This window comes from Vagococcus acidifermentans, from assembly GCF_003987655.1.
GTDB lineage: Bacteria > Bacillota > Bacilli > Lactobacillales > Vagococcaceae > Vagococcus_B > Vagococcus_B acidifermentans.
This window is the reverse complement of record NZ_NGKC01000012.1, coordinates 83,662-96,455: the sequence shown is the minus strand read 5'-3', so window position 1 is coordinate 96,455 and position 12,794 is coordinate 83,662. Positions and strand designations below refer to the sequence as shown.

General features: G+C 40.3%; 9 protein-coding genes and 1 CRISPR repeat array. All 9 genes read right to left on the bottom strand.

What is annotated here, in order from left to right; translation table 11 throughout:
* Positions 1–275, bottom strand: a 275-nt coding sequence (locus CBF27_RS10785) for a transposase (protein ID WP_148112273.1), incomplete at its 3' end; no start/stop codon positions are given.
* A 112-nt stretch (positions 276–387) separates the two neighbouring features.
* Positions 388–3,113: a CRISPR direct-repeat array (repeat unit 33 nt; unit sequence ATTTCAATCCACTCACTCTAAACAGAGTGAGAC).
* A 167-nt stretch (positions 3,114–3,280) separates the two neighbouring features.
* A complete protein-coding gene (gene cas2 / locus CBF27_RS10780) occupies positions 3,281–3,571 on the bottom strand; it encodes a CRISPR-associated endonuclease Cas2 (RefSeq protein ID WP_126814310.1) in 291 nt (96 codons plus the stop codon).
* 10 nt (positions 3,572–3,581) lie between these two features.
* Complete coding sequence (gene cas1c, locus CBF27_RS10775; RefSeq protein WP_126814309.1) at positions 3,582–4,613, bottom strand: type I-C CRISPR-associated endonuclease Cas1c; 1,032 nt, start codon at positions 4,611–4,613, stop codon at positions 3,582–3,584.
* Positions 4,610–5,266 (bottom strand): CRISPR-associated protein Cas4, encoded by a 657-nt coding sequence (gene cas4 / locus CBF27_RS10770; RefSeq protein WP_126814315.1) that lies wholly within the window; start codon positions 5,264–5,266, stop codon positions 4,610–4,612. Before cas4 ends, cas1c begins: the two co-directional genes overlap by 4 nt.
* The gene (cas7c, locus tag CBF27_RS10765) at positions 5,256–6,113 is read right to left on the bottom strand and encodes a type I-C CRISPR-associated protein Cas7/Csd2 (protein WP_126814308.1); all 858 of its coding nucleotides are present in this window, start codon (positions 6,111–6,113) and stop codon (positions 5,256–5,258) included. Before cas7c ends, cas4 begins: the two co-directional genes overlap by 11 nt.
* Positions 6,113–8,794, bottom strand: a complete 2,682-nt coding sequence (gene cas8c / locus CBF27_RS10755) for a type I-C CRISPR-associated protein Cas8c/Csd1 (RefSeq protein WP_170175094.1) — start codon at positions 8,792–8,794, stop codon at positions 6,113–6,115. Before cas8c ends, cas7c begins: the two co-directional genes overlap by 1 nt.
* Positions 8,795–8,798: 4 nt before the next feature.
* Positions 8,799–9,521: a type I-C CRISPR-associated protein Cas5c gene (gene cas5c, locus CBF27_RS10750; protein WP_126814313.1), complete on the bottom strand. Its 723-nt coding sequence runs from the start codon at positions 9,519–9,521 to the stop codon at positions 8,799–8,801.
* Between the two features lie 285 nt (positions 9,522–9,806).
* Positions 9,807–10,046 carry a DUF4062 domain-containing protein gene (locus CBF27_RS10745; RefSeq protein ID WP_126814307.1) on the bottom strand — a complete coding sequence of 80 codons (240 nt, stop codon included), beginning with the start codon at positions 10,044–10,046 and terminating at the stop codon, positions 9,807–9,809.
* Between the two features lie 230 nt (positions 10,047–10,276).
* A complete protein-coding gene (cas3, locus tag CBF27_RS10740) occupies positions 10,277–12,700 on the bottom strand; it encodes a CRISPR-associated helicase Cas3' (protein WP_126814306.1) in 2,424 nt (807 codons plus the stop codon).
* Positions 12,701–12,794: the final 94 nt, after the last annotated feature.

The window sequence follows — 12,794 nt, the reverse complement described above, 5'->3', positions numbered from 1 at the left end:
AATATCAGCGCCGCTTGCTTTAAAATATCATTTTCCATTTTCAGTTTCATATTTTCTTTTCTTAGTTTGATCAGCTCTTCCTCTTTGGGCGAACGATTATCTTTTTCGCTAAATGAGCCGCTAGTATCGGCTTGTCTGACCCAACGATCAAATGAAGAACCGGTCAAATCATACTCTCGGATGATTTCCGATCGTGGCTTACCTGAACGATACAGGTCCACCATTTGCTGTTTAAATTCCTTGGTAAATGTCCGTCTCGGTCTACGTTCTGACATGTTGATTCCTCCAGTGTGTTTTATTATAGTTTACACACCTTATTTTTATTGTCTAGTCCAGTGTAGCCTGTCCAGACGGAAGATTGCCAGGTGATTGAGTACCGACTATCAGATTTCAATCCACTCACTCTAAACAGAGTGAGACCTTATGGCTATGCTAGGGTAAGTACGCAATCCCAGATTTCAATCCACTCACTCTAAACAGAGTGAGACTTTTAGGAATTTCAACCACTGCGTCATTTCTTTTTCATTTCAATCCACTCACTCTAAACAGAGTGAGACAAGAAAAATTATTTAGGCAGGTGATGACATTGGCAATTTCAATCCACTCACTCTAAACAGAGTGAGACGGAGATATTGGATCACCTGCCTTTCCTCTTATGAGTATTTCAATCCACTCACTCTAAACAGAGTGAGACGTGTTTCATTTTGTATTGAATAATAGCCGGATAGAATTTCAATCCACTCACTCTAAACAGAGTGAGACGTCTGCTCAATGTCATCCCACGTCGCAACAACAATTTCAATCCACTCACTCTAAACAGAGTGAGACTTTGACCTTTCAAAATTTGATAGCAAGACATTAATTTCAATCCACTCACTCTAAACAGAGTGAGACCCGTACCTTCTACAGTATCAGTTTCCCCTTCAGCTATTTCAATCCACTCACTCTAAACAGAGTGAGACCGGTGTTGTCATAGACGATAAACATTTCATCAGCGATTTCAATCCACTCACTCTAAACAGAGTGAGACTTTCGTTAATCGCTTTCTTTGTTATACTTGAATAATTTCAATCCACTCACTCTAAACAGAGTGAGACGTTACCACGCAATCACCCCTTTTCATTCGGTTATATTTCAATCCACTCACTCTAAACAGAGTGAGACAGGTTCATCAGCCGGATCAATCATACCCTTTTTGATTTCAATCCACTCACTCTAAACAGAGTGAGACGCCTTTGAAGTTTTTAAAGCTCATCTTATTGATTCATTTCAATCCACTCACTCTAAACAGAGTGAGACCCTCAGACCGTGCAATTGACGATCGGTGACGGCAAATTTCAATCCACTCACTCTAAACAGAGTGAGACATGTGTTGACAAATTTTCGTTTTGCTCCCCGGATTATTTCAATCCACTCACTCTAAACAGAGTGAGACATGCTACGGACACAAACTCAAAGTGGTTTGCCTTGAATTTCAATCCACTCACTCTAAACAGAGTGAGACAAAAATGTCATCAGCGGTACGAATCGGGTCTTAATTTCAATCCACTCACTCTAAACAGAGTGAGACCGTAATTTCCACAGTCGCAACTGTCGGACGGTAATTTCAATCCACTCACTCTAAACAGAGTGAGACCTTATTCGTAAAATTTCGATTGACTGCTAAGTTATTTCAATCCACTCACTCTAAACAGAGTGAGACGAATACTAAAAAAATGCGCATTACGATGGTCACCATTTCAATCCACTCACTCTAAACAGAGTGAGACTTGTCGCTTTGTCGGTGGAACTGGCCGAGGTTGCATTTCAATCCACTCACTCTAAACAGAGTGAGACAGACTTCAAGGATTTCCTGATTGGGCGTTTGAATTTCAATCCACTCACTCTAAACAGAGTGAGACCCACAACAGCGAAAGCCTCTTGGCTCAAAAATTATTTCAATCCACTCACTCTAAACAGAGTGAGACGAAATCAATCGCAACGCATTGAGCGCATGACCAATATTTCAATCCACTCACTCTAAACAGAGTGAGACCCAATACCTCGCTTTTTTTCCAACAGCTTTGACGATTTCAATCCACTCACTCTAAACAGAGTGAGACAAAAATTCTAACGTCTGATATTCTTTAGTATCTTTATTTCAATCCACTCACTCTAAACAGAGTGAGACTCAATCAGAGTTGACATTTTAGCATTAATTTGATTATTTCAATCCACTCACTCTAAACAGAGTGAGACTCAATCAGAGTTGACATTTTAGCATTAATTTGATTATTTCAATCCACTCACTCTAAACAGAGTGAGACGGCAAAACAAGCGTGCATCCAAGGCCGGTCATACATTTCAATCCACTCACTCTAAACAGAGTGAGACAGTCCCTGTTCTTCCAGCCATTCATTCCGAAAACTATTTCAATCCACTCACTCTAAACAGAGTGAGACAAAGATTCGAAAAATGATTCGTTAAACTATACTATTTCAATCCACTCACTCTAAACAGAGTGAGACAGGGAGTACAACGAGAATGGCACAATGTATGCCACAATTTCAATCCACTCACTCTAAACAGAGTGAGACTTTAATTCCATGTTTCTACACCTCTAACACTTTCATTTCAATCCACTCACTCTAAACAGAGTGAGACGTAACTAATCCCGACAAACAGATTGCTGACAAAAATTTCAATCCACTCACTCTAAACAGAGTGAGACCTAGCTTTGGTACATTCGTCCGCAGCTCTTTCGCATTTCAATCCACTCACTCTAAACAGAGTGAGACCGAATCCAAGAGTTGGAAAGAGAAATCGAGCTATTTCAATCCACTCACTCTAAACAGAGTGAGACGCTAACTCAGCTTTAGCTGCAATCCCTAAAGCAATATTTCAATCCACTCACTCTAAACAGAGTGAGACTTGACCCAGGTTCTATATTTGTTTTGCCAAACGATTTCAATCCACTCACTCTAAACAGAGTGAGACGTTTTAAGGGAGACAGTCTGTCCTGCTGTCTTGGTCATTTCAATCCACTCACTCTAAACAGAGTGAGACATGTTATTTTTTGGAGGTGATAAAATGGCTGGGAGATTTCAATCCACTCACTCTAAACAGAGTGAGACTGCGAAAACTCACACTTATCGCATAAATTCAGCAAATAAGTCTAAATTTTCAGTTGTTTTTTTCAATAAAGTTAAAATCTGCTGAGAAAAAGGTGGCATATTAACAATTATAACTCTTATTTAGGTGCGAATCTCCTTGGTAAAATGTGTTCGCTTGATATCCGCACCTAAAACATTAACGTTCCTTCTACATCATAAGATTCTTTAACACCAAAATGCTCGATTTTCTGACGATAGTTTTTTCCTAAAATGTAAAAACGCAAACTGTCCTGTTCTTCATCAATGATATTTCTTAAATCTATCTTCAACTGTGCTAATGTAGCAGCATCACAGACACATTCAAAAACGGAATGTTGAACCCGTTGACCATGATCAAGACATTTTTTCGCCACTCTCCGTAATCTTTTAGTACCGCCAGCTGAACTCGTTGCGACATCATACGTAATCAGGACCAGCATTTTTTGTCACCTACTTCCATAAGAATGGTGGATATTCGTCCAAATCCCCGCGAATATACCGGGCCAATAATAATGCTTGCACGTAAGGAACCAATCCCCAACTGATTTTTTCTCCCAAAAAAGGATGTTGTATTTTTTGCTGTTTCCTTTCCTGCCAAGCATTAATAAAAATTTTCCGGGTATCATCTGTCATAATGACAGCCCCATTTTCTTTTGCCAGAAAACCTTTCCCATTTACAATTCGCTTATTGATCAAAGTTAGGACAAAACGGTCAGCATAAATCGCCCGCAACTCTTCAATCATATCTAAAGCCAGTGAAACCCTGCCGGGCCGGTCTCTGTGCAAAAAACCAACATAGGCATCCAAACCAACAGCTTCGAGTGCAGATGCCATATCATTAGCCAATAACGTATAAGCAAAAGACAACATGGCATTGACATTATCCAACGGTGGGCGCCGATTACGGCCATAGAAGAAAAAATCTTTTTTTTGCTGCAAAATCATATCATCAAACAATTGATTATATCTTGAAGCAGCCTGACCTTCAAAGCCCCGCAAATTTTCTAAATCCTCAATGTGACGAATACCCTGCAAACAACTAAACAAATCCAAACTAACCTCTTTAAATTTTGGGACATCAATTCGCAGCCCGTGGTCACGGGTCGTTCTCTCTATGACCCAGCGCTGATTATACACTTTACCCGTGATAAAATTGCGTGCAATCATACAGCTGGCCTGCTCATCATCTGACAAACGATATTGCTTCTTGCGCAGAACCACATTTCCCCTGCTTTCTCCTACAACACGAGCACGGAATTTTCCCGTAGTGGACAAAAAGGCAATTGAAATATTGCGTTCCACACAGGCGTACATCAAGGCCGGACTGGCCCCTGCATATCCGAGTGTGACAATCTGCTCTAAATTATGAAGAGGCACTCTTCCCAAAACTTCCTCATCCTTATTCACTAAAACATTGGCTCCCTCCAATGAAAGATAGGCTTTAGGAGTTGTAATAAACAGCGTATTTAGTAATGCCCTCATTTTTTCAGCGCCCCTTCAATATAGCTTTTAACAGATTGCTTATTCATCAATACAGGCAAGCACTCGTCTTTTAACGAACAATTCAGACAAAACTTGCCTGTTTTGACTTTAGGAGTATATCGTCTTGAATAGTACTGGTGCATTTCATCCAAGACAGTTTTGAGCTGTGTTCGGTGTTCTTGTGTAAAGCTGATTTTTTCACGGTGCTTTGTCTCATGATAGTAAACAAAACCTTCTGGAATCTCACACATGAGCATTTCTTCCAAACACATCGCCTGTGCCAGTAGTTGCATCATATCAGATGCATCCCATTTCGGTTTGCCACGTTTATACTCTACGGGATAAACACGGTATGTATCTTGTGATTGCTGAAGCGTGATGCCATTCGGGTCTTGCACAAACTCAACAACATCACAAATCCCAGTAATACCCAGCGTATAGGATTGCACGGGCATCGCCCGCACAATTAACCTATCGCCGCGCTTCTCTCTAATAAATGGCTGATCTGCTTTTTTATGCAAATCTTGTCCTTCTACCGTTAAAACATTTTCTGCCCACTGTTGTTCAATATGAATCAAAGCCCACTGTCTCCGGCAAAAAACAAAATGTTGAATGCCGGAAATCATCAGAAAATCTTCCTCACTATAGGCCATCGATCTCTTCAACTGCCAATCCTGGCAATTCTTGGACAACGATATCAAAATCCTCAAAAGATTTAGGGTTTGTGACGTCATCTTTCACTTTTATTTTAACAGAACGATGGACCTTAGCTGATGAATACTGGCCCATTTTGGAAGAATGCTCCCACCAATAGACTTTGTTCACTTCCATCGAACCGTCAGGACGAGCCGAAGAACTGTCATTTTCAAACAACGTAATCAATGCTTCTTTGATCAACTGGCTATCTTCTTCGGTGAATCCTGTTTTTTCTGCCAACTGAACATTGATACTGCCGCTGAATGTATACAAGCCAAAATCAACGAAGTGCTTCATCCCCATCGTATCTGACCCTTTTTTATCTCCTGTTACAGAGTTCACACTTTTGGTAATCTGCATGCTGTTAATATCAATTTGATTGATACTCGTCGCAGTCCTGATAGAAACCGGCCCACGTACACCGACAGACAAGTCAATTCCTTTAAAAGCAAAAACTTGCCCAAAAGCGCGTACATCAATCCAAGTTTTTGCCGCTGCTCTTGCGTACGCATCCGCATCCTTTGCTTTGTCCTTAGCAATTTTGTTTAATTCCTCGACACTGTCCGCACGATCCTTCAAGCTTTTAAACCCGTCATCTGCACGATCGTTGGATTGTACAAAAACAGACTGACCTAAGTCCTGCAGCCGATTGCGGATTTTCCTTTTCAAGCATACATCGGACACTTCGCCGAATCCTGCAAAATTTTGCCTTGGCCGATTGCCGTTTAACGGGTCCCCATTAGGATTAGCATCAGTGACGGAAAAAATAACTTTAAAATCGATTTTGTGGTCTAATACGCTCATTAGTCTTGCTCCTCTGTCTTTTTATTTTTTGTATACAGATCCTGACGCTGACTGTAATAGCCAATCAGGTACTTGCCATTTAATGACTTGTCATTGAAATCATCTTCACCAAACCGTTCAATAATCTCATTGAATAGTTTCTCATAGTACATGTTTACCGCACCCAGTTTGGCCTGATAAGACCGCAAACTTTTTCGAATGATTTGCCAGGTACTCTTTGGATGTTGGCTAAATGCTGTCATGTAGCGCCTTGCATTAGTTGTTCGCTCTTCATCCTGATTGATCAAGACACGCTTCTCCAGTACGTCAGCTATAGCCAGCATTCTGCCAAATAAGTAGTTTCGATCTGTATTTGCCTGATTCACTAGCATATTTTTTTGTTGAACAATTTTTTCACCTTTATTATTGGCCTTTGTATAAATATCATAGCGTTGATTATAATAACCAATCAGATATTTGCCGTTTAACGGCTTATCATCAAAGTCCGCTTCATCGAACTGCCCAGCAATCTCATCAAACAGTCTGTCATACCGAATGTTATTAGAACCTAATTTCGTCTGATAAGGCAATACGTTTTCTTGAATGATTCTCCATGTACTCATTGGATGCTGGCTGAATGCTGTCATGTAGCGTCTCGCATTTGTTATCCGCCGCTCATCATTATTGGTCAAAGCACGTCTCTCCAACAAGTCAGCCACGGCCAGCATCCTGCCAAATAAGTAATTTCGATCTGTACTTTCCTTATTGACCGCTGTATCAATTACTTCTTCATTTTGTTGCTGAGCGGTTTCTTTTTCCATATCTTTAGCTTTTGTGTACATATCTTGACGCTGACTATAATAACCGACTAGATATTTACCATTTAATGAGTTGTCATTCAAATCAGCTTCATCAAATTGCTTGGAGATCTCGTCTAATAATTTATCATATCTGATATTCTTGAAACTTAATTTCTCTTGATAAGGGAGCAGTTTTTCTTGAATAATCTGCCATGTGCTCATCGGGTGTTGGCTAAATGCTGTCATGTAACGTTTTGCATTAGTTGTCCGCTGTTCATTTTGACTAGCTAAAGCATCTCTTTCCAACACATCCGCTACAGCTAGCATCCTGCCAAATAAATAACTTCGATCTGTACTTTTCTTGTTCAACGTAATATTTATTACCCCTTCATTTCTTTGTTGAACATATTTTTTTACCATACTGCAGGTGATAGTCAAGGTGCGCTCCCATTCCCATTCTTCCATCCCTTGCGGCCTAGACGAACGATTGATAAGCAGTTGAACAATATCTCGCGGAACAGGCCGTCCTTCAACAATTGACGGCAAGAGACGCGACATTGTGTTTTTAATAATCTGATCACTAGCCTGTGAGCCATAAGCAGCTTTCGCGATCTCGCGGTTGGTTGGTGCACCGTAGTAAAAAGTCATTTCTTTGCTCTCATTACGTCGGTACGCATGACGCCAGCTACATGATTCATGCCAATTTTTAATTCTCTCCAAGTATAAATCAGCTTCAAAATTCTGGTAATAAACCACCGACATTCTCCCAGGAGTCGCCGCATCTAAAACCAAAATAGACACCCGCTCTTCCGTATCTAAATTGTGTTGATAGCCGCTGATAGCCTGTCTAAATTGTTTGGCGAAGGAGCTGTGCGTATTATCCGTAAGCTCTTTTTGAGTCACTGGCTCTATCGCAAAGTATTCCAGAAATGAGTCCATCGCATCAACCATGTCCACAGATTTCTTACCCCAAGTTAAAAAAACTCGTCCATCAATTGTTTGTCCCTGCTTGGCTATCAGCCATTTCAACGCATTATGTGACTTTTGTGAAGCATCATACCCGATAGTTGCTACTTGGTCTTTCGAGGAAAAGCGGCCTCTAAACGTAAAACCCGAGTTGTCGTTACCTGATATCAGCTTTGCCATATCTCCGCCGTAACGGATTTTGGACGCATGCTTATCTGTCACCGGCTCATCTATGCCTGTCACATAACATAAATCAGATTTTTCGATTTTGGTTTGATAAAAATCAATAAAGGATTGGAACATCTCTGGATTTTCCCATACTTTCTGCGTATAACGCTCTGAATCAAAGATGGTAAAGCGTACAAACGCACTTAGCTGGTCACCGGCCAAGACTTTGAATATTTCAGGCTTTTCTTTCCCTTGGTTTTGATATTCTTTTGTCCATTTCGGAATCAGCTTGCCGCCGTCCTCATGTAAAACACCTTGCGCTACCAGATCCTTGATTAAATGTCCCTGTTTCAAATATTTATAAATAGCTGCCAGTGTTCGATTTTCCTTATCAAAGTCGCACCACTCTTTTAACTGGGACAAATAGTCGTGATAAGGATCTCCTCCCTTTTTTACAGTACCTCCATATTCCACAAAATCTCCCGCAACATACATCAGCTTATCATGCAGGGGATGCGGAACAGGCCCGCTGGAACGTGTTGAGGAGTCGATTGTACAAGGAATAATCGTATTGCCCTGTTCTTTAGGAATGACTTCTGCTGAAACAAAATTTCCCTCAAAATCCAAATTCACCTCAACTTGAGCCGTCTGATAAACATGACTGACGGGCAGCAGGGCATACTCTGTTCCAAATCTATTTTTACCGATTTTGCCAACTTGTCCCTTATTTTCTTCATATGTTTCGTATAAATCAAGCATCCATCCCATTGACTCACCCTCTTTCAATTTCTTTGCGATACAGTTCATCAACAGACTCAAATGATGCCGGAGAAAATTCTTTTGCTGTCATTTTTTTCAATGGTTTTTCAATCGGGCATACTTCAGGAGCAATAAAAGATACATACCCTTCTTTCATTACCGGCTGCCACAACCTTGCTTTCAGCTCATCTTCGCCTGTTTCACTAGGGTACCCAAAGCTGTGAAACATAGTCCCAAAATGTAACTCGCCGGTATAATCATCATAAAATCCTTCTCCTGAGCCAAACTCACACGGTTCCACGTACCCTTGGCACTCACGAGTACCCAGAAAAATATCCCGCCGTCCGCCAGCCTTTAACGAACGTTTCAAAATTTCATAGTGCTTGTGCTCATTATGATCCTGCTTCAAGTCAGGTCGGTAAGGATTGAAAATGAAATGAGCCTTCACCTGATACTTTACATCTCTTAAATAACTATAAATTGCCAAATTTGGCTTTGAATTATCCGTATAATCCATCGGACGAATCCCTTTAGACTCCATTTGAATCGGCTTCATGACCCGCAATTCGTCGACTACCATCAAAATACTGGGCTTCCAGTAAATTGACTCTACTATACCCTTCAGCGCTTGGTATGTCGGTATTTGATAACTGTTCTTCTCCCCTCCCATCCGTGTAATCGGATCAGTGAATAGCGCATAATCCCCAGTCAATTCGAAACTGATTTGATTTCTGATCTTAGTCAAATTTTTTCCTCCTTTACACTTAATTTATCCAAGAAAATATTTTCCATTAATTGTGGAGAATGACTAATTGTGCCACTCTCCACAACTATTCTCATGACTAAAATTTATTTTCTTTTGGATTATTTTTTTACAACATTATAGTGGTTTTAAAATCACTCTAAAGACCGGCATACAACACATTCAAGTTGCGCAAGTGATGATACTATATTAACAAACCTTCCTCCTTTCAAGAATTTTTCTTTAAAAATATATCCTTTTAAATCAAAATGTTGATGATCACCAGATTGGTCCTGTTTCCTTATCAATATCTCCATATCTCGAACCAATAATAAACAGTCCGATGTCCACTTTTTTCAATTTCCTTTCGATAACTCGAGAAATTTTGATATCCTCTGATACTATCCACTCAAGGTTGACAGGTAGGTGTCCTTTCTTAACGATAGCTAACGCTGCCAGATCTCTTTCTTCCTTGAGACAATAAGCTGAGCTCAAAAAAACTTTCTTTACCTTGTTCAAATGTTTTTACCCCGTTCTCTTCACCATCCAATCTCGAAAAAATAAACATAGTCATTTCCAAACATTCATTATATATCTTCGTGTAAATGTAAAATATAAAATAATGCTTGTTGTGTTAAAATTCATACTAGTCTCTTCATGATAAATGAAGAGTGGATTGAAATGTGTATATGAATAATATAGTTCTAGAAATAACCAACCAATCACTCGTTCTGATTGGTTGGTTATTTTTACTCAAAAATAAGTGTTCCCATCTGACTGCTGCCTTCAAGATTTACACCGTATGTTTTATCATAGGCGCTATCTGCCAGATAATACCCATGACCACGGTAAAGTGGCAAAAGCAAGCTTTTCTGGCTTAACTGGTCAATTTCCTGATTATACAAATTGACACTGTACTGTTGAGCCTGTTTTAATAACTGCGTCAACTCTGATAATTCAGGATCGCCGTTCAACCGTCCAATGATATTTCTGGCTTCTTCATTATAAGGAACAAACACTGACGTGGTTTGATTATCGATGACTTTAAAATACTGACCAATCGTTTTCATACTTGATGATAAAAATAACGGATAATCCAATCCTTTTTGCTGCTTTAAAGAACTTAGTAAAAATGTATTTGCACCAAGCAAGTCGAACAGATTGGTTTCTAGGCACTTGACATAGTAGGCTGAATCAGTCCGAAATGTTGAATAATACTCTTGAAAATACCTCATCATGACGTTAGGACTTAGCAAATCAGCTGTACCACTCGCAAGGCTTCGCAACAATTTGCCAGTAATCGCCGCTCCTCGTTGTATTTCCGGTAATTTATCGGTATTTTCCAGCGCATGGCTGACATTAATCACGTAGACTTCTCTTATCGACTCACTACCATGACGATTACAACGCCCAGCCGCCTGAGCAATCGAATCTAAGCCGGCCAAAGAACGGATCACATGATTAAAGCTGATATCAACACCCGCTTCAATCAATTGACTGCTGACACAGATAACCCGCTGGTTGTCTTTCATAAGCTTTATCATCTCTTCCAGCTGCTGCTTGCGATGTTTTGGACACATGCTCGTGCTAAGATGATAAATCGCTGCTTTAGACTTATTTTCTGCAACTAGCTGCTTGTAGACTGCTCTCACTGCTTTTTTCGTATTCAGCACTATCAGCAAGCTATTTGCCGCCGTCATCAACTGCTGTGAAAATGTCACAATATCGTCTAGATGCCACGGTTCCTTTTTTGTTTTATCGACAATTTCAACACGCTTAAAAGCTTCAACGACTTGCGGTAGGTTCTGTATGATTTCAGGTTCTTTAGGCAATTCAAGACCATGGCTGACATAATCCAGGGCTGGCTGAGTAGCTGTACAAAGCAACAAACTCGTTTGCCCATAATTTTTTAAGAAGTTGACAGACTCGTTAAACAGTGATAAGCATTTAATCGGGACTGCCTGGACTTCATCAAAAATAACTGTCGCATTCACCAAATTATGCAGCCGTCTGACATTACGCGTACCTCTGCTATAAAATACATTGAGGTATTGCACCATCGTGGTCAAAATAATCGGTGCATCCCAGTTATCTTTTGCCAACTTTAAATCGAATCGATCTTCTTGAAAACCGGCTTCATATTCCGCTGCTGTAAAATCGTCCTCAATTACATTGGAATGATGCTCCAGCAAGTACTCATCTCCAACAATTTCGCGAATCACTTGTGCATTTTGTTCAATTATGGTGGTGAAAGGAACGACATAAATAATCCGTTCTTTTTGATACGTTTCAGCATGCTTCAATGCGTAACGCAGGCTCGCCAACGTTTTCCCTCCGCCAGTTGGAATTGACAACTGATAAATTCCCGATGACCTGGAAGCAAATTCAAGCGCTTGTTGCGACATTTGCCGCCGTAAGATATTTATCGGCTGCTGACTGGCTGCACCTTGTTCAAATTTGGACAAATGATAATTCAGCTTATTCAAAGATTCTGAAAAAAATTGGGCGGAATGCCATGCTTGCTTCTCAGTATTTTCTTCAAATAGCCGGGTATTAGTACGGTCAGCATCAATCAAGCAGCTAAAAAGAAATTTGGTAAGCAAGTCAATATCCCGCGGAATGCTTGCGGCATCCGACCGCTGCTCTTTACTTTTGTTAATAAATGCTGCCAGTTCTGCTTCAGCCTTTGCACAGTAATCCCGCAGTTCTTCTCTTGAAATCACCTCATCAAAAAATCTTTGTTTTAGTCTTTCAAATTCTTGCAGTTCTTTTTCATAAACACGTCGATAATAGGGTGTTTCTAAGCTGACAGGCGTTATATAATCATTCAATCCGCCATGATGGGAGATGATGACATTGCCGACCATTTCAGCAATCATTTTTTGCACAACCGATTGATTGAGAACCTCAAGCAGAACTCTTCCGCCAGCTGTTGAGTGGTCCACTGAGCCACGTTTTGGCGGTTTGTCCGGATTGCTGACCGCTTCTCTAAGATAGTCTTGAAACTCATCACTATATTTGCCTACATCATGTAAAACACCAGCCAATCCAGCCAGATACTTGACACCTATTTTAGCTCCGGCCTCCTCGGAAAGCGCTTTAACTTCAAGCAAATGGTCTTTCACTAGTTGGGGTTCCCCGTCCTTTTTTCTAATATGTGCAACATACTTCATGGACCCAACTCCTTTACTCGTTATTTAATATATAGTTAATTTTAGCATAGTTCAATAACAAGATAAACAGCTTAAAACCCTTTTTATCACTATT

What these genes read in the sequence shown, in the direction of transcription:
- cas2 (WP_126814310.1), bottom strand. Translation starts at nt 3,571, where the DNA reads ATGCTGGTCCTGATTACGTATGATGTCGCAACGAGTTCAGCTGGCGGT.
- cas1c (WP_126814309.1), bottom strand. Translation starts at nt 4,613, where the DNA reads ATGAGGGCATTACTAAATACGCTGTTTATTACAACTCCTAAAGCCTAT.
- cas4 (WP_126814315.1), bottom strand. Translation starts at nt 5,266, where the DNA reads ATGGCCTATAGTGAGGAAGATTTTCTGATGATTTCCGGCATTCAACAT.
- cas7c (WP_126814308.1), bottom strand. Translation starts at nt 6,113, where the DNA reads ATGAGCGTATTAGACCACAAAATCGATTTTAAAGTTATTTTTTCCGTC.
- cas8c (WP_170175094.1), bottom strand. Translation starts at nt 8,794, where the DNA reads ATGGGATGGATGCTTGATTTATACGAAACATATGAAGAAAATAAGGGA.
- cas3 (WP_126814306.1), bottom strand. Translation starts at nt 12,700, where the DNA reads ATGAAGTATGTTGCACATATTAGAAAAAAGGACGGGGAACCCCAACTA.